The organism is Pseudomonas sp. GM33 (assembly GCF_000282295.1).
Classification (GTDB): domain Bacteria; phylum Pseudomonadota; class Gammaproteobacteria; order Pseudomonadales; family Pseudomonadaceae; genus Aquipseudomonas; species Aquipseudomonas laurylsulfatiphila.
In genome coordinates, this window is sequence record NZ_AKJO01000149.1 from 1 (window position 1) to 16756 (window position 16756).

At 62.6% G+C, this 16756-nt stretch carries 13 protein-coding genes; all 13 read right to left on the reverse strand.

Annotated features, from left to right (window positions below):
- Nucleotides 1-305 precede the first annotated feature (305 nt).
- Nucleotides 306-869: an NUDIX hydrolase gene (locus PMI26_RS05020; RefSeq protein ID WP_007978693.1), complete on the reverse strand. Its 564-nt coding sequence runs from the start codon at nt 867-869 to the stop codon at nt 306-308.
- A gap of 1 nt (nt 870) precedes the next feature.
- Nucleotides 871-1623, reverse strand: a complete 753-nt coding sequence (locus PMI26_RS05015) for a GntR family transcriptional regulator (protein ID WP_007978695.1) — start codon at nt 1621-1623, stop codon at nt 871-873.
- An 88-nt stretch (nt 1624-1711) separates the two neighbouring features.
- On the reverse strand, nt 1712-2101 hold the full coding sequence (locus PMI26_RS05010; protein WP_007978697.1) for a carboxymuconolactone decarboxylase family protein: 390 nt from the start codon (nt 2099-2101) through the stop codon (nt 1712-1714).
- Nucleotides 2102-2120: 19 nt separating this feature from the next.
- Nucleotides 2121-3572, reverse strand: coding sequence for an NAD-dependent succinate-semialdehyde dehydrogenase (locus PMI26_RS05005; protein WP_007978699.1), 1452 nt, complete (start codon nt 3570-3572; stop codon nt 2121-2123).
- 163 nt (nt 3573-3735) lie between these two features.
- Complete coding sequence (locus PMI26_RS05000) at nt 3736-4221, reverse strand: flavin reductase family protein (RefSeq protein ID WP_007978701.1); 486 nt, start codon at nt 4219-4221, stop codon at nt 3736-3738.
- 12 nt (nt 4222-4233) lie between these two features.
- Nucleotides 4234-5715 (reverse strand): aldehyde dehydrogenase, encoded by a 1482-nt coding sequence (locus PMI26_RS04995; protein ID WP_007978703.1) that lies wholly within the window; start codon nt 5713-5715, stop codon nt 4234-4236.
- Nucleotides 5712-6545, reverse strand: coding sequence for an alpha/beta fold hydrolase (locus PMI26_RS04990; protein WP_007978706.1), 834 nt, complete (start codon nt 6543-6545; stop codon nt 5712-5714). The genes PMI26_RS04995 and PMI26_RS04990 overlap by 4 nt, the downstream gene beginning before the upstream one ends.
- Nucleotides 6546-6589: 44 nt before the next feature.
- Complete coding sequence (locus PMI26_RS04985; RefSeq protein ID WP_007978708.1) at nt 6590-7180, reverse strand: amino acid synthesis family protein; 591 nt, start codon at nt 7178-7180, stop codon at nt 6590-6592.
- A 357-nt stretch (nt 7181-7537) separates the two neighbouring features.
- Complete coding sequence (gene tssA / locus PMI26_RS04980; protein ID WP_007978711.1) at nt 7538-8635, reverse strand: type VI secretion system protein TssA; 1098 nt, start codon at nt 8633-8635, stop codon at nt 7538-7540.
- Nucleotides 8636-8729: 94 nt separating this feature from the next.
- Nucleotides 8730-9248, reverse strand: coding sequence for an Hcp family type VI secretion system effector (locus tag PMI26_RS04975; RefSeq protein ID WP_007978712.1), 519 nt, complete (start codon nt 9246-9248; stop codon nt 8730-8732).
- Nucleotides 9249-9411: 163 nt separating this feature from the next.
- Complete coding sequence (gene tssM, locus PMI26_RS04970) at nt 9412-11886, reverse strand: type VI secretion system membrane subunit TssM (RefSeq protein WP_007978714.1); 2475 nt, start codon at nt 11884-11886, stop codon at nt 9412-9414.
- Nucleotides 11883-12809, reverse strand: a complete 927-nt coding sequence (tagF, locus tag PMI26_RS04965; protein WP_007978716.1) for a type VI secretion system-associated protein TagF — start codon at nt 12807-12809, stop codon at nt 11883-11885. The genes tssM and tagF overlap by 4 nt, the downstream gene beginning before the upstream one ends.
- Before the next feature lie 31 nt (nt 12810-12840).
- Nucleotides 12841-16728 carry a type VI secretion protein IcmF/TssM N-terminal domain-containing protein gene (locus PMI26_RS04960; RefSeq protein ID WP_007978718.1) on the reverse strand — a complete coding sequence of 1296 codons (3888 nt, stop codon included), beginning with the start codon at nt 16726-16728 and terminating at the stop codon, nt 12841-12843.
- Nucleotides 16729-16756 lie beyond the last annotated feature (28 nt).

Genomic DNA, 16756 nt, shown 5'->3' on the forward strand with positions numbered 1-16756 from the left:
CCCCGGATGAACACCTCCACTCGGCCTGCCGAGGGGGCGGGTGGATCAAGATCAAAAGCGGCAGGCGAGCTAACGCTCGGCCTGTTGAGTGGTGGGGTTGTACGCCGACCCACTGTGGGGGCGAACCTGCTCTTCGGCTAAACACATGCCCCCTGTAGGAGCGAGCCTGCTCGCGAAAAACCTGAGAGCACCGCGGGGTGTCAGGCTCCCCGCATCATCGTTGACCTCCATCGCGAGCAAGCTCGCTCCTACAGGCCGGGCGGCGTTCCGTTTTTCCAGGTACACAGTCAAAAGCCAAAGACGGATCAGCGAATAAAGTGAATCTTCCCGCTGTCATCATTGCCCATGTAAATGCCATACACCCCGGCCTGCCGCTCCTCGATATAACGCTCGAGAATCTGCCGGATCGCCGGATAGTAGATGCTGTCCCAGGGAATCTCCTCAGGCGCGAAGAACTTGTAGTCGAGGGTTTCCGGCCCGTATTGCCCGGTAATCTCCAGCGCGATAGCGCGGAAGATGATGTACACCTCGCTGATCTGCGGCACGCTGAAAATCGAGTAGGGCGAGACGATTTCCGCACGCACGCCACTTTCTTCCCAGACCTCGCGCAAGGCCGCCTGTTCGGTGGTCTCGCCGCTTTCCATGAATCCCGCGGGCAGGGTCCAGGTGCCGGGGCGCGGCGGGATGGCGCGCTGGCACAGGAGGTACTTGCCGTCCTGCTCGATGATGCAGCCGGCGATGATTTTCGGATTAATGTAGTGGATGTAGCCGCAACCGCGGCACATCAGGCGCTCGTGCGTATCGCCCGGCGGCACCTGCTGACCGAGATCAGCGCTGCCGCACTTGGGGCAAAAGCTCGGGCTGAACATCTCAGCGACCTATGCGCGGTTCTTTCAGCGCGATGGGCAGGGTGATCGCCGGCACGTCGCCGGTTTCTTCCTGCTTGCGCTTGAGGTAGTCCAGGGCCACGGCCGCAGCCGCGCGCACGTGGTCGACGCAAGCCTGGTGGGCGGCCAGCGGATCGCCGCCCTTGATCGCCTCGACCATGCGTTCCATTTCCTGGTTGCTGGCGCCGCGACGGTTTTCCTGGGACACCGAGGTCGCGCGCAGGTAGCTGATGCGTGCCTGCAACTGGCGTAACTGAGTGGCCGCGACATGGTTGCCCGAGCCTTCGAGCAGCACGTCGTAGAAACCCTGCACCGAATCGATGACCTGTTGCAGTTCGCCGTCCTTGAGCGCCTTGCGGTTTTCCTCGAGGGCTTTTTCCAGGGCCTTGATGTCCTTGGCCTTGGCGCGCAGGGTGAACAGTTGCACGATCAGCCCTTCGAGCACACAGCGCAGCTCGTAGATGTCCACGGCGTCGGCCAGGGTAATGATCGCGACACGCGGGCCCTTGGCATCGGCGAATTCCACCAGGCCTTCGGATTCCAGGTGACGCAAGGCTTCGCGCACGGAAGTACGGCTGACGCCCAGGCGATCGCACAGATCGCGTTCGACCAGACGGTCTCCCGGCAGGAGCTGGAAGTTCATGATGGCGCTTCGCAGTTTATCCAGCACGATTTCGCGCAGGGTGACGGGGTTGCGATTGACCTTGAAGCTGTCGTCGAGTGGCAGGCGTTTCATGGGGTCCGCTCTGATTGTGGCTGTCCATGCAAAAAGAGCACTTCGATTACGGGAATCCCGGTGCTCGGTCGGATCAAACAGCCAAGGGTTAACTGGAGGCCTCGGCATCGGCTTCGGCGAAGGCTTCACGGGCGAGCCGGAAACTGTCTACGGCAGCGGGGACACCGCAATAAATGCCGACCTGAAGCAATATTTCGCGTATTTGCTCACGACTCAGGCCGTTACGCAAGGCGCCGCGCACATGCAGCTTGAGTTCATGGGGCCGGTTGAGGGCCGAGATCATCGCCAGGTTGATCATGCTGCGCTCCTTCAGCGACAAACCCTCACGACCCCAGACATGACCCCAACAATACTCGGTGACCATCTCCTGCAACGGTCGGGTGAAGTCGTCGGCGTTCTCGATGGAGCGCTTGACGTAGGCTTCGCCCAATACCTGGGTGCGGATCTTCAGGCCTTTCTCGTATTTTTCGTTGCTCATTTGCGTAGCTCCCGTGGGCTCAAAGGCCGCCCATCAAGGTGTATTTGAGTTCCAGATAATCCTCGATGCCGTACTTCGAGCCTTCACGACCCAGCCCCGAGGACTTGATGCCGCCGAAGGGTGCGACTTCGGTGGAAATCAGCCCTTCGTTGATCCCGACCATGCCGTACTCCAGCGCCTCGCTCATGCGCCAGGCGCGGCCCAGGTCGCGGGTGTAGCAGTAGGCGGCGAGGCCGAATTCGGTGTCGTTGGCCATCTCGATGGCCTGGGCCTCGGTGTCGAAACGGAACACCGCGGCCAGCGGACCGAAGGTTTCATCGCGGGCGACTTTCATCTGTGGGGTGACGCCTGTGACCACGGTCGGCTGGAAGAAACCATTGCCCAGCGCATGGCGTTCGCCGCCGCACAGCAGTCGTGCACCCTGGGCCAGGGCGTCTTGCACGTGCTCTTCAACCTTGGCCACGGCACGCTCGTTGATCAGCGGGCCCTGGGTCACACCTTCTTCGAAACCGCTGCCGACCTTGAGCTGCGAAACCCGTTCGGCAAGGCGTGCGACAAAGGCGTCGTGGATGCCGGCCTGCACCAGGAAGCGATTGACGCAGACGCAGGTCTGCCCGGCGTTGCGGAATTTGGCGATCAGCGCACCGTCGACGGCGCGTTCCAGATCGGCGTCGTCGAAGACAATGAACGGCGCGTTGCCGCCCAGTTCCAGCGAGACTTTTTTCAGCGTCGGCGCGCACTGGGCCATCAGCAGTTTGCCGATGGCAGTGGAACCGGTGAACGACAGTTTGCGCACCAGAGGGCTGCTGGTCAGCTCGCCACCGATGGCGATGGCGTCGCCGGTGATCACGTTGAAAATACCCGCTGGAATGCCGGCCTGTTCCGCCAGCGCAGCCATGGCCAGTGCCGAGAACGGTGTTTCCGGAGCCGGTTTGACGATGCACGGACAGCCGGCGGCCAACGCCGGGCCGGCCTTGCGGGTGATCATCGCTGCCGGGAAATTCCACGGCGTGATGGCCGCGACCACACCAATCGGCTCCTTGCTGACCACGATGCGCGCATCGCCCTTGTGGCTGGGAATGGTGTCGCCGTAGATGCGCTTGGCTTCCTCGGCGAACCACTCGATGAAGCTCGCGGCGTAGAGGATTTCGCCCTTGGCTTCGGCCAGGGGCTTGCCTTGTTCGAGGGTGAGAATTTGTGCCAGGGCGTCGGCATTTTCCAGCATCAGGGCATGCCAGCGCTTGAGCGTATTGCTGCGCTCTTTGGCGGTCAGCGCGCGCCAGGCCGGCCAGGCCTTGTTGGCGGCGTCGATGGCCTGGCGTGCATGCTCGGCGCCGAGGTTCGGCACCTGGCCGATCAACTCGCCGGTGGCCGGGTTGAAGATGTCCTGTTGCGCACCATCGGGCGCATCCAGCCATTGGCCATTGATGTAGGCCTGCTGGCGGAACAGTAACGAGGCTGCTGGGCTCATGCCGGCTCCTGAATAAATAAAGAAAGTGGCTGCTCTGCTTTACCTGTAGGAGCGAGCCTGCTCGCGAAAAACCCGAAAACGCCAAGGGCTGTCAGGCAGCACGCGTTATCGTTCACGACCATCGCGAGCAGGCTCGCTCCTACAGGGGGATTGTGGTGAATCATCAAGCCAGGGCGGGCAGCGGGCCCAGCTTGCCTTTGTGGTAGATCATCGGCGTCACCGGTTGCTCGGGCAGGATCAGGTTCTTCACCGCGCCGACGATGATCGCGTGGTCACCGCCGTCGTATTCGCGCCACAGTTCGCACTCGATGATCGCCGTCGCCTTGGCCAGGATCGGGTTGCCCCGTTCGCTCAGGTGCCACTCGATGCCTTTGGCCTTGTCCTTGCCTTTACCGGCGAAGGCATAGGCTTCGGCGGTCTGCTCGGCGGACAGCAAATGAATCGCGAACTGCTTGCTGTCGCGCAGCACCGGGTAGGTGTCGGAGCCGTAGTTGGGGCAGAACAGCACCAGTGCCGGGTCGATCGACAGCGCACTGAAGGCGCTGGCAGTGATGCCGACGATGCCGCCGTCCGGGTCCAGGGTGGTGACCACCGTGACCCCGGAGGGGAACGAGCTCATCACGTCTTTGTAAATGCCGGGTTCGATCATTTTCCAGGACTCCTAGCGCATCACGAAGGGATCAGGCATCGGTGCCTGGGACAGGTTGATCCACACCGTTTTCAGCTCGGTGTAGGCCAGCACCGAATCGATGCCGCTTTCGCGTCCATAGCCGCTGTTCTTGAAACCGCCGATCGGCGCCATGGCCGAGACCGCGCGGTAGGTGTTGACCCAGATGATCCCCGAACGCACGTCCCGGGCCAGGCGGTGGGCACGGCCCAGGTCGCGGGTCCAGATGCCGGCGGCGAGGCCGAACTGCGAGTCGTTGGCGATCGCCAGGGCTTCGGCTTCGTCCTTGAAACGGATGACCGAAGCCACCGGACCAAAGACTTCTTCCTGCATGATCTTCATCGAGTTGCGGTCGCACTCGAACAGCGTCGGTTCGTAGAACCAGCCGTCGCCCAGATTCTGCGGACGCTTGCCACCCAGGCGCAGACGCGCACCTTCGGCAATGGCATCGGCCACCAGGCCTTCGACCACGGCCAGTTGCTGCGCGGTGGCCATCGGGCCCATTTCGCTGCTGTCTTCCTGGGGGTTGCCGATGCGAATGCGCTGGGCGCGTTCCACCAGACGACCGACGAACTCGTCGTAGATTTCGTCCTGCACCAGCAGGCGCGAACCGGAGACGCAGCTCTGCCCGGAGGCGGCGTAGATCCCGGCGATGGCACCGTTGATCGCGCTGTCGAGGTCGGCGTCGGCGAAGATGATGTTCGGCGATTTGCCGCCCAGTTCCAGCGACAACTTGGCGAAGTTCTCCGCGCTGCTGCGCACCACATGCCGCGCCGTGGCCGCGCCGCCGGTGAAGGCGATCTTGCGGATCAGCGGATGGCGGGTGAGGGCGGCGCCGGTGCTTGGGCCATAACCGGTGACGACGTTGACCACCCCCGGCGGAATCCCGGCTTCCAGGGCCAGGCGCGCCAGTTCGAGGATAGTCGCCGAGGCGTGCTCCGACGGCTTGATCACGATGGTGTTGCCTGCGGCGAGGGCCGGAGCGAGTTTGATCGCGGTCAGGTACAGCGGGCTGTTCCACGGGATGATCGCGGCAACCACGCCCATGGCTTCGTGCACGGTGTAGGCAAACAGGTCCGGCTTGTCCAGCGGCAGGGTGCCGCCTTCGAGCTTGTCCGCCAGGCCTGCGGTGTAGTGGAAGAACTCCGGCAGATAACCGACCTGGCCACGGGTTTCGCGGATCAGCTTGCCGTTGTCGCGGCTTTCCAGCTGCGCCAGTTGTTCCTTGTTTTCGGCGATCAGGTCGCCCAGGCGTCGCAGCAATTTGCCGCGCGCGGTGGCGGTCAAGCCGCGCCAGGCCAGGCTGTCGAAAGCGGTTTGCGCGGCTTGTACGGCGCGCTCGACATCGGCTTCGTCGGCATCGGGCAATTCAGCCCAAGGTTCGGCCAGCGCCGGGTTGAGGCTTTCGAAGGTCTTGCCGGACAGGGCATCGACCCATTCACCGCCGATGCACATCTGGAAGCGTGCGAGTGTCATGCAACGATCCCCTTGATCTGGTTTTGTTGGGAGTGCGCGGCCTGCAGAAACTCCAGCAACAGCTGGTTGACCAGGCGCGGCGATTCTACGGGCATCATATGCCGTTGCTCGGCGAGCACGGCAACGGTCGCGCCGGGAATGCGTTCGGCCAGTTGCCGGGCCATTTCCGGGGTCGAGCCGGGGTCCAGTTCGCCGGTGGCGATCAGCGTCGGCACCCGGATGCTGCCCAGGTCGTCGGCGCGGTACATGTCCTGGGTGGCGAACAGTTCATAAGTAGTCAGGTAACCCTGCGGGTCATTGCCGGCCAGGGTCTGGCGAATCGCGGCGATCTGCGCCGGGTTCGCGGCCTGGTATTCGCGGCTGAACCAGCGCGACAGCGCCGCTTCGGCATTGGCGTCCGGCCCGTGTTCGGCAGCCTGGCTGGTACGGGCGATGACCCCCGCGCGCTGTTCGGCGCTGCGGTTGAACACACTGTTGAGCACCACCAGGCCTTCCAGGCGTTGCGCGTAGTGCAGGGCAAACGCCCGCGCCACCAGCCCGCCCATGGAAAAACCGATCACCGTTGCCTTGGGCAATTGCAGGTGGTCGAGCAGCTCCAGCAACTGGTCGGCATAGCCGAGCAGCGGCGTGCCGCTCTCCGGGCGCGGACTGGCGCCATGGCCGAGCATGTCGTAGGCGATGACGCGGTACTTCGTGGCCAGGCCAACGATCTGGCCGCCCCACATTTCTTTGTTCAGGCCCACGCCGTGGATCAAGACCACGGGCTGGCCTTGGCCGGTCGCCAGGTAACTGGTGCCAGCCGGGGTGAGTTCAGCGGTGAGCCGAATCATGGAGCGCTCCTGCAATGCCTTCTTGTTGTCGTTCTACCGGCCGGTTACTGGGCTTTTTCGGCGGCCAGTTCTTCCAGGTCGATATAGCGGTTGCCGATGCGCGGGTGCAGGCGGCCGCCGTCGGCGCAACCCAGGACCACGACGATTTCATCGGCACGCGGGGCGTCTTCGATCTGCATTTCCAGGGTGATGTAGTGCGAACGCAGGCCTTCGTCGTCCTTGTGCATCATCGGGATCTGGATCGAAGTGCCCGGGCCGCCGCGCTTGTTGGTGAAGCTCAGGTAGCTCTTGGCCTTGACCGCTTCGCGGTAGTGGTTGCCGAAGCGCAGGGTGTGGATCACCGCCGAAGCGTGCTCGATTTCGCCATCGGCACCGACCACCGCAGCCTTGCCGTAAGCCTCGATCTTCTCGGCGCCGCCGATGATGCCCACCAGGCGCTCGACCATCAGTGCGCCGAGGTCGGAGCAGTTGGCGCGGATCTGTGGTTTCAGGTCTTCGACGAAACCGTTGCCCAGCCAGGGGTTTTTCATCACCACGGCCAGACCGACCATGGTCACGGGCTTATCGGTGGCTTTGCCGCCTTCAATAAAGGTTTCTTCGACATAGCTGACGATCTTGCGGATTTCGAAACTCATGAGCTGCTCCGTAGAGGTTTTGGGTGTCTGTGCGTCTGATGGTATACCATAATACCGATAGCACAAGTCCCCGAGCGGAGTTTCTGGCTGGATGGCGTGCAAAAGTGTGTGCCACTGGTCGCAGCGGACAAACGGCAGGCACGGGTTTACGTCGGGTGGGGGGAATGTTGTTCAGGAAGGGATGAACACTTTATCTGTGGCGAGGGAGCTTGCTCCCGCGGGGCGCTCCAGTGCGAAGCTGCCAAAAAAAAGGACTGCTGCGCAGTCCGACGGGAGCAAGCTCCCTCGCCACAGGTTATCTATTGATCTTTAAAGGGGGAGCTGGAAGGAGGAGGGGATGGCGTTCCCTGATGGTCGTCAGGACTTCGCTTCCTTGGTCCCCAGCACATCACGGATGTTGTCCACCACATTGCTGTCCTTGATCACATCATTCAGCCAGCCCTCGAGCGGCATGTTGCCCCATTTGATCGCGCGTTCAATCAGGTAGGGGACAGGGCTCTGGGGTTCGGTCTGCTTGAAGAATTGCGCGATACCCGCCAGCAGGGTGAACGCCTCGTCGCGGCTCTGTGGCGTGGTGCGCAGCGGCGTGACTGGAAGGTCTTGCTGGGTCTGGGTCATTGCAGCACCTGTGGGTTGCGCGCCAGCGCTTTCGGAGACGGCCGGGGTGGGGGCGGCAGGGGCCGGGTTCAGTTCGATGCCGCGATCCTTGAGCAGTTTCTCGGCCAGTTGGCCGGCGCGGGACAACACGTCGTGGAGCCCGGCAAAACTCGGCGCGTCATGGCCGAACAGCCTGTCGGCGGTGTTCTGCAGCCGTTGGCATGCGTTGAGGCTGGCGGCTATTTCGCCGGCCTTGAGGCGCAGGTGATCGGAGTCGGTCAGCACCACCGAACGCTGGAACACCTCGGCGTTGATCTTGCCTTCGTCGAGGGCGGCACGCATGGCCTGGGGGTTCTGCAACCCAAGGTTTTCCACGTGCCTGGATTCGTCATAGCGCAGCAGGCCGTACTGTTGGCCCTGGGTGATGGGCAGTCCGCCCACCACCTCCGTCAGCGACGTTTTCATCCACGCCAGGCGGGCAGCGCGTTCATCGACCCCATCCTCGAGGGACGGGAAGAGGTCGGTCCAGAAATTGTCCAGTATGCGTTCGGCCAGGGTCAGGCCGAAGGTGATACCGGTGAAATGGTGCTTGTGCGCCAGGGCTTCGCTGAGCCAGGCGACGAGCATCAGGTCCTTGCTCTGGCGAGCCAGGCCTTGGGCAGCCAGGGTGAGGGTCAGGTCCCAGTCGGATGACTTCAGGTCAGTTTGCCAGTCACCCTGGGTCAGGTAGTCGGGGTCTGCTCGCCGTGCTTCTTTCACCTGATCGAACAAGGTGGAAAAGCTCAGGTCTTCGCCGCTCCCCTCGTTGATGGGCGCTGTCAGTTCGGCCAGCGAAAGGTCGTTGAGAAATTCAGACATGGGAAACTCTGATCAGGCTAAAAGAACACCGTGCCCGCCGGGCAGGCACGGTGCTGAAAACGAGCCGCTTGCGCGGCCCGTCGTTACCACGGTGTTATGCGAAAACCTTGTTCGCGGTGCGGTCCCAGCCACCGGTGACGTTACCGCCGCCCTGGCCATCTGCACGGCTCTGCTGGGTGTAGGTGGTCTTGATGCGAGCGAAGTTGAAGCTGATTTCTTCGATCGGCAGATCGCCAACGGCTTTGTCTTCACCGTTCTGGCTGCCGCCGGCGACCGCTTTCACGGAAGACACCACGACTTCTTCCAGGTTGATGGTCAGGTAGGTCACCTTGTCGCCACCGGCGCGGTTCACGTTCAGCTGGATCTTGGCGATGTGAGTGCCTTTGCAGCAGGCTTCGAACAGCTTGGCAGAAGCCTTGTCCACGGCTTTGCGGATGCTGAAGTCGCTCAACGCAACACGCTCCGACGAAGCACCGCCCGACGAGCTGGCCGTCGCGGAAGTCGCTTGGGTGGCGCCGTACTCGTAGCCCAGCACTTCGATCCAATCCTTGTGTTTGTCGTCCAGAACTTCACCTGGAATGCCGTCGATCTGGATGTATGCGTCAAATGCCATTTCTATTTTCTCCTTACCTTCATTTAAAGGGAGGCGACTTGCGAGCAAGTCACAGCCCTTCGCTTTAACCTCTTTGAAACGATCAAGAGAGGTGTCTTATGCCAGCCCGGGCCTCTCGTCGAGATGACCCGGATGCCGGTATTTCTTCACAAGGCGCGCCTGCTCAGTTGAGTGCCCGCACTTCGATTTCTACTCGCCGGTTAGGCTCCAGGCAGCGGATCAGCTGGGCCCTGGGTTGCTGCATGTCGCACTTGACCAGGGGCTTGGTGCTGCCTTCGCCGATCGCTTCCACCAGCTCGCCGGGTACGCCTTTGCCCACCAGGTAGGTCTTGATGGTTTGCGCCCGCTGTCTGGACACCTGCAGGTTGCCTTGGGGATCGCCGAGTTGATCGGCGTGCCCGGCGATGATGATTTTTCCGATGTTGGGGGTGCTGAGCAGCTTGCCGGCGATCGCACTCAGCTGGCTTTGCCCTTCAGTCTTCAGGCTCTGGAAGTCCGCACGGGCGAAGGCGAACAGGGTGTCCGACTCCAGCGTGATGGTTTCGATCGAGCGCAACGACTGGGTCAGCAGGCTGTTGATGTAGTTGCGCGAGCTGGAGATCAGGAACGCGTTGTCGAGGATCCGCGGCACGTCCGGCTCGTGGATCTGCTCGCTGTAGAAGTTGATCTGGCGGCTGGCGAACTCATAGTCCGAGGCGGCGACACTGGCGTTGCCGACCTGACGGGCAATCGCCGGGTACCAGTAATCCGGGATTTTCGCTTTCAGGAACCCGGGGTCGGCCTTTTCACGCTGGGCGCGCGACAGCATGACGTAGGTGTCCAGCGTCGCCTTGCCGAAACCGGCGATGGACTGCGCCCGGTTGTCATTGGGCAGCGCCTTGGGTTCGACGCTGTCCACGCCGGTCACTGGCATCAACTCTTTGGCGTTGCGCTGATAGACCTTGAGGGTGGTCAGCAAATACAGCGAACGGGTCAGGTTGTCGGCCGTGGGCTTGAGCATCACGCTTTCCAGACGTTCGAAATAGCGGCTGCGCACCAGTGGCTCGACCTTGTGGCCTTGATAGAGCCCCAGGCGCAGGCGCAGCGGCACGCCCTGGTCGTGGTGTTGCGCGTAGTAGTGCGCAGTCCAGAAGCGCAGGCGATCCAGGGTTTGCCAGGTGGTGTATTGCCCGATGGCCGAGTGATCGTCGACGGCGGCCTGGGTCAGTTCTGTGGAAAGGCTCTGCAGGGTGTTCTTGTTGTTGACGTACGACCAGCCCAACAGGCTGCACAGCAATGCAGCGATCAGTCCGGCACCGCCGATCCAGGCTGCCTTGCGCCGACGCTCGCGGTGGTTGGTGGTGTACAGCGCCACCAGGTGCTGGTCGGGAATGATGACCTTGCGGAACAGGCTGTTGATGAACAACGGGCGCGGCTGCGCATTGCCGTCGGCGATCTCCCGCTCACCTTCCAGCGAGAAACGCTCGGTCACCTGGCGTGCATGACCGCCCAGTTCCGGCTGGTCGGCATCGAGGGCACTGGTGAAATAGAAGCCGCGCAGCAATTCCGCACTTTGGTAAGGGTTGGCGCGCAGCAGGGCATCGACGAACAGTTGAAGCCGGGGCTTGAGGGCCGCCAGTTCCAGCGGGAACCGGTACACCGCCGAATCCTGCCGGGTGATCTGGATGTCCTGCGTGACCAGTTGCTGGCTCGCCACCTGTTGCCAATAGCTGACCAGTTCGTCCATCGCAACGCCGAAGCGCTGCCCCCAGTCGGCCTGCTCATAGCCTTTATGGGAAAAGGTCTTGCCCATCACTTCGCCACGGGCGGTCTCGTCCAGTTGGCGATAGAAGGGCGCAAAGCCAGGCACCAGGTCGCACTTGGTGAACACCAGGTAGACCGGCAGGCGCACTTCCAGCAAGGCATGGGTTTCCTGAATGCGTTCGCGCAGGCGCTTGGCAATGCGTTCCTGATCTTCGAGCGAGGCTTGCAGGATGTCGTGGATGCTGACCGTGACGATCAGGCCATTGAGTGGCCGGCGCTGGCGATGCTGACGCAGCAGTTGCAGGAACGCGCGCCATTTGCCGGCCTCTTCCTGGTTGTTCATGTAGCGCCCGGCGGTGTCCAGAAGCACGGCCTCGGAGCTGAAGAACCAGTCGCAATTGCGCGTGCCACCCAGACCGGCCACCCGCACGCCTTCGCGCTCGGCGTAAGGGAAATTGAGCCCCGACTGGTAAAGCATGGTGCTCTTGCCTGCCGCAGGCTGGCCGACCACCAGGTACCAGGGCAGGGCATACAGCGCATCCTTGGGGTTGCTGCCCCGTGGCTTGTTGCTGTGCAAGCGCTCGATGCTCTGCAACAGGCGCTCGCGCAACAGGCTGACTTCCTCGCGATCCGCCGGGCTCGCGTTCAACACGGCCTGGTCGGCATCCTCGCGCAGCAGTCCTTCGAGGTTGTGATGCCGGGACACGCCGCGATAAAGCAGCAGTACATAGCCGGCGGACAGACCCAGGAACACACCGATGCCGGTCAACAGGCTGTTGAGCGAACTGAAGCCGAACGCACGCCCGATGCCCCACACCACGAAGATCGTGAGGAAAAAGCACACCCCCAGGATGTAGGGCTGATAGCGCAAGAAGTAATACTTGATCTTGTTCATACGGACTTCGAATCCAGGGCATCGACAAAACGGTCGATAACGTCACCCAGAGGGCGGTCGATTTCGGGAAAGGCGTGTGTGCGGTGGTGCTCGTCAAACGAATCGAATGACGCCAGCACGTCATAGCTCTGCGAGTGGTCATGGATGCCGGTCAGCAGGCGATAGGCATCGCTGGTATTGCGTGAGGCAAAGCAGATCAGCCGGGGGCGCATGAAGTCGTCCGCCAGCAGGTTGATGTGCGGCACGGCGCGTTCGGGTGTCATTTGCGTCAGCCAGGTGACCCACAAATCGGCGGTCGGGTTTTTCAACCCCCGTTCCGCCGGCAAGGGCAGGGCGATGCCGATCGGCGTGGCCTGATCGAGGTGCCTTTTCAGGGCCTGGAGCCGGGTCAGCACGGCGTTGGTGACGAACTCCGGGTAGGTGCCCTGCAGCGCGCAGGCGATGTCGCCCAGGTTGAAGTTCACCAGGAACTTGTCATGCACACGACGGAACAACTCGAAGTCCTGTCCTTGCAACGGGCGCAGGGCTTTGATGCGCTCGAACAGCACCGAAGTGCTTTCGCCCTGGACCGCCATGTGCAGCAGCGGCCTGATCTGCCCGCTGAACAGTTCGCCCAGGGTGAACGGATTGACCAGCGGTTCGGCTTCGCTGGCCTTGAGCGTCTGGAAAATGAAAAACGGATAGCGTCGGCCACTCGAATCCCTCGAGCTGATCAACCCACCCAGCAACCAGTTGCCGCTGCGCGCGCGATAGCTGAAAAAGCACACCGGCAAAGCGTCGAACAACGCTCGCCAGTCTTCGCGATGCTGCAGGGCGGCCAGCGCCCCTTGCAGCCAGCTATCGAACTCGCAGACCTCGTCGCCCGCACCTTGCAGGCTGACGAAGTCCGGGCTTGCGGGGACCTTGCCGAAGCAGCCGATCATTGGCCGGTTCCCGGGTTCAAGGTGCGGCGGCTCACAGCGCTTGACCTTCTTTGGCGTTGAGCGCGCTCAAGGCCTTGACGTTGGCCAGGTCGGTCAACTTGACGCCGCCGTAGTTGCGCACGGCGAGGCTGACCGGGCCACTGTCGGTGTTCCAGCTGAAGCGCTGCTGGATGCCGTCCAGATCGCTGACCCGTGCGCTGTCGTTCATGCGCAGCAGGCCCCAGCGGCCCGGGTAGTCGAACACCGTGATGCGCTCGCCGGTCAGGGTCACCACATCCAGGCGTGCGCCCGGCGTGGTGGTGGTGCCCGGCCAGGAGAAGCGGCTCCAGCTGGTCTTGCCGTTGCGGTAGTGCTGCACCTGGCCATCGAGGGTGAAGATGATGTCGGTCAGGTTGGCGGAAGGTTCGAGCATGATCTCGAAGCCGTTGTCGCGGTCCGACAGGCTGGCGATCACCTGGCCCAACGAGCTGGCCTTGTCGATGCTGTTGACCATGTTCGGGTTGACCAGCGGCGTTGCCTTGCTGTTGCTGCTCATCCCCAGGCCTTCGCCTCCGGACAGGTTGCCGATTTCGTTGCGCTTGAAGTTCGGCAGCAGCCCGGACTCCGGGTCGACGAAACGCTGCAGGTCCTTGACCGAAGCTTCATTGCGGCTGCCTGGCGCAATCGGGTAACGGTGCGCCATGACTTGCTCCCACGGCTTGGCGATCTGCTGTGCCCAGGCCTTGGCAATCTGCTGGCCGGCCGGGTCGCGCAGGGTTTCCCAGGCAAACTGGATCGGCAGGCTGAACAGGCCCTGCAAGGATTCAGACAGGCGACCCTGGCTGGTGTCGACGGTGGTCTCGACATAGTTGCGCACGCTGGTCACTTCGCTTGGCAGCCCTTCGAGGGTTTCGCTGATCAGTTGCTTGCTGCTCTTGCCCACGTCCTGGGAGCGCTGGATGTTGTTCATCCGCACCTTGAGCTTGCGCAAGGCCGCGAGGTAGCGGTCCATGATCGTGCTGTCGGCGCCTTCGGCGTTTTGCACGGCGAACACCCGCGACACAGGCTCGAAGCGCTTCGCCAGGCTGCCGTCGTCGACCGCCGGCAAAGGCGAAATCAGCGCGCTGGGCGAGGTGTTTTTGCCATCGAAAATCCCGCTGACGCTGCCCCAGAATCCGTCATCGGGCTTGACGCCCGCCGGCAGTGTTTCGCGGGGGGCCGGGACATCCCATTGGGTGTTGTCGTTGACCGCCGCCAGGAGGATTTTCACCGGCGAGTTCTGCACGTCGCTGAGCAGGGCCAGCTGTTGGGTGGCGTTGGCCATGTCGGTGAAATGGCGAACGCCGACGCTGTCGATCAGGGTGTACCAGGCCTGGGTGTAGTCGCGCTTGTAGCGCGTCATGAACTCGCGGATGAAATTGGCTTTCTGCACGATGCTGTCGCCGCCTTCGCCGTCGAGCACCCAGTCCGATTCGTTTTGCAGGTTGCCCGACACCAGCTTGATCAGCTCAGGCTTGACGAACTGTTCCCAACCCTGGCGGGTGAAAATCGCCGGCACCACCTCGGTGCCGTACAGCAACTGCCGGCCGGGCATCGGCACCAGGTCGCTCAAGCCCACGGCCGGGAACTGACGGCTGGATTCGAGTTGCAGGCGCAGGTATTCACGGTCCACCAGCGAGCTGGAAATCATGAAGGACTTCAGGCTGTTGCGGGTTTCGCTGATGAGTTGCTCGTTACGCGACAAGGACGGTGCCTGGCCATTCTTGAGCAATTGCACGTAGACCGGCGAGTTGTCCTGGATCACCGCGGTGCTGACAGGGTTGTCGGCACTGGCGGTATTGGCCCAGGCCACCGGCAACGCAGCGCCGACGAACTCCGGGTCCGGGTGGGTGCCGGGTTGCGTCAGCATCAGGTAGAGCTTCAGTGCGTTATACGACTCGATGATGGACGCGACTTGTCGCTCATCCAGCCGCCCGAGCATTTCTTCGGACAACGACAGCCCGCCGGTGGTCGCCGACAAATCCGCGGCATCGCTGGCCGTGGCCGGGTTACGCAGTGCTGCCAGCGCTTCGCCGCGTGCCTTGTTGGCAGCGCCCTTGGCCGCGCCGCTCAGGCGACTGGCCGCCTCACCGGTACTGCGCGGCAAGCCGTTCAGGCGGGTGGGCAGCTTCAGGCCTTGCGCACGGCCTTTGGCAGCGTCGGCCTTGGACGCCGCCGAGGCAAAGCTGTTCTGCGGGTCCATGGTTTTGGCGAACTCGTTGAAGGCGCGCATCTGCAATTGCAGTTGCAAGGTGACGGGTTCCAGCGCCTGGGTACGCAGTTGTTGCAAATAGGCGGCTTGCGCGACGCGGTAGATGTCGTCACCGCGATACAGGCCTGCGCCCAACTGCAACGGCACGCCTTTGGCACGGTTCTTCTCGATGGCCGAGAGCTGCTCGCGCAACAGCTCCAGGCCTTGGCCCGAGGCGAGCAACCCGGCACGCTCCGGGGACTGTTGCAGCTCGCTCAGTTGCTCGCGCAACGTGGCCAGCCACTGACGGTTGTTCTGGAACGACAGGGCTTGCCAGCCAATGAACGCGACACCGGCCAGTACCGCCAGACCCAGCAGGGCAGGGCTGACGGAGCTGTTCTTGCCAAGGCGCGACTGATAAAGGGTCAGGTCGCGGTCCGGGAAGATCACCCGGCGGAACGTATCGGTAATGAAATAGCTGCGGTCGCTGATTTTCTTGCCGGTGCCTGGCGACCCTTGCTCATGTTCCGGTTGCTCATGTTCCGGTTGCAGGGCGAACGACTCGGCCAGGTCGTCTTCATACACCTGGCCCAGCTGCTGGTCGGTCTGCAGGGCGCTGGTGAAATACAGCCCGCGCAGCAACAGCGGCGCACCGCTGCGACCGGTCTCGGCGAAGTGCTGGAGAAACTGCTCCAGCACCCCGGAAAGCTCGGCGAAATAGTTCGGGAAGTTCAGCAGTGCGCTGTTGGCATCGGCACCCAGCGCAATCATCTGGGCGTCGACGTGACGGCGAATATGGCTGTGCAGGTTGGCCAGCTTGGCATCCAGCACCGGGCGCAGGCCCTGGTTGCGGATCTCGGACAAACCGAAGGTCATACCCAGCGGTTGCTGGCGTTCGTTCAGGTCCAGGCCCTCGAACGCCTGGCTGAAGCCCGGCAGTTGATCGGTCTTGCTCAGCATCAGGTAGATCGGTGGGCTGGCGTCCAGGCAAGCGTTGTACTCCTCGATGCGCGACACCAGTTGCGCGGCGAGTTCGTTGCGCTCGGCGGCACTGCATGCCAGCAGTTCAGGCAGGCTCACCACCAGCACCAGACCGTTGACGGCGGCCTTGCTGCGTTGTTTTTTCAGCATGCGCAGGAAGGCGGCGAATTCGCTGGCCGACGGGTCGTCGCGCAGGTAACGGCCGGCCGTATCGATCATCACGGCCTCGGGGCTGAAATACCAATCGCAATGCTGGGTGCCGCTTTCGGTGTCGTTGGCGCTGCTGGCAATGCTTGCGGAAAGGCCCGAGCGGGTCAGCAAAGAGGTCTTGCCCGCCGCGGACATGCCGATGACCAGGTACCACGGCAAATCGTAAAGTGCCGACGAGCCGCCGCCACCGGCCGAGCGGTCGGTGCGCAGCATCGCGATGGCGTGCTTGAGGCGTTCGCGCAGCACCTGCTGATCGCGGAATTCACCGGCGGATTTGAGCGAACGATCGACTTCGATCTGCACCAGGTTTTCAAGGTTGTGCTCGGCCCGGATACGCTTGTACTGACGCAGCACAATGATCAGCAGGTAGAAGGCGCTGACGATCGCCATCGCCTCCGGCGCATAACCGCGCAGCCAGCTCACATGCGGCGCGACGAACCAGCAGACCGCCAGGCTCGCCAGCCACAGGGCGGGAACGAGGAACCAAAAGCTTTTCAACAAACGCAATAATGTCTTCATGTCTTCCTGACTCGGTTACCTGACCTGT

Excerpts from the sequence above, each read along its gene's own strand:
- tagF (WP_007978716.1), bottom strand. The coding sequence starts at position 12,809 with ATGATCGGCTGCTTCGGCAAGGTCCCCGCAAGCCCGGACTTCGTCAGC.
- PMI26_RS05005 (WP_007978699.1), bottom strand. The coding sequence starts at position 3,572 with ATGAGCCCAGCAGCCTCGTTACTGTTCCGCCAGCAGGCCTACATCAAT.
- PMI26_RS05015 (WP_007978695.1), bottom strand. The coding sequence starts at position 1,623 with ATGAAACGCCTGCCACTCGACGACAGCTTCAAGGTCAATCGCAACCCC.
- PMI26_RS04960 (WP_007978718.1), bottom strand. The coding sequence starts at position 16,728 with ATGAAGACATTATTGCGTTTGTTGAAAAGCTTTTGGTTCCTCGTTCCC.
- tssM (WP_007978714.1), bottom strand. The coding sequence starts at position 11,886 with ATGAACAAGATCAAGTATTACTTCTTGCGCTATCAGCCCTACATCCTG.
- PMI26_RS04995 (WP_007978703.1), bottom strand. The coding sequence starts at position 5,715 with ATGACACTCGCACGCTTCCAGATGTGCATCGGCGGTGAATGGGTCGAT.
- PMI26_RS05000 (WP_007978701.1), bottom strand. The coding sequence starts at position 4,221 with ATGATCGAACCCGGCATTTACAAAGACGTGATGAGCTCGTTCCCCTCC.
- PMI26_RS05010 (WP_007978697.1), bottom strand. The coding sequence starts at position 2,101 with ATGAGCAACGAAAAATACGAGAAAGGCCTGAAGATCCGCACCCAGGTA.
- PMI26_RS04990 (WP_007978706.1), bottom strand. The coding sequence starts at position 6,545 with ATGATTCGGCTCACCGCTGAACTCACCCCGGCTGGCACCAGTTACCTG.
- PMI26_RS04975 (WP_007978712.1), bottom strand. The coding sequence starts at position 9,248 with ATGGCATTTGACGCATACATCCAGATCGACGGCATTCCAGGTGAAGTT.
- PMI26_RS05020 (WP_007978693.1), bottom strand. The coding sequence starts at position 869 with ATGTTCAGCCCGAGCTTTTGCCCCAAGTGCGGCAGCGCTGATCTCGGT.
- tssA (WP_007978711.1), bottom strand. The coding sequence starts at position 8,635 with ATGTCTGAATTTCTCAACGACCTTTCGCTGGCCGAACTGACAGCGCCC.
- PMI26_RS04985 (WP_007978708.1), bottom strand. The coding sequence starts at position 7,180 with ATGAGTTTCGAAATCCGCAAGATCGTCAGCTATGTCGAAGAAACCTTT.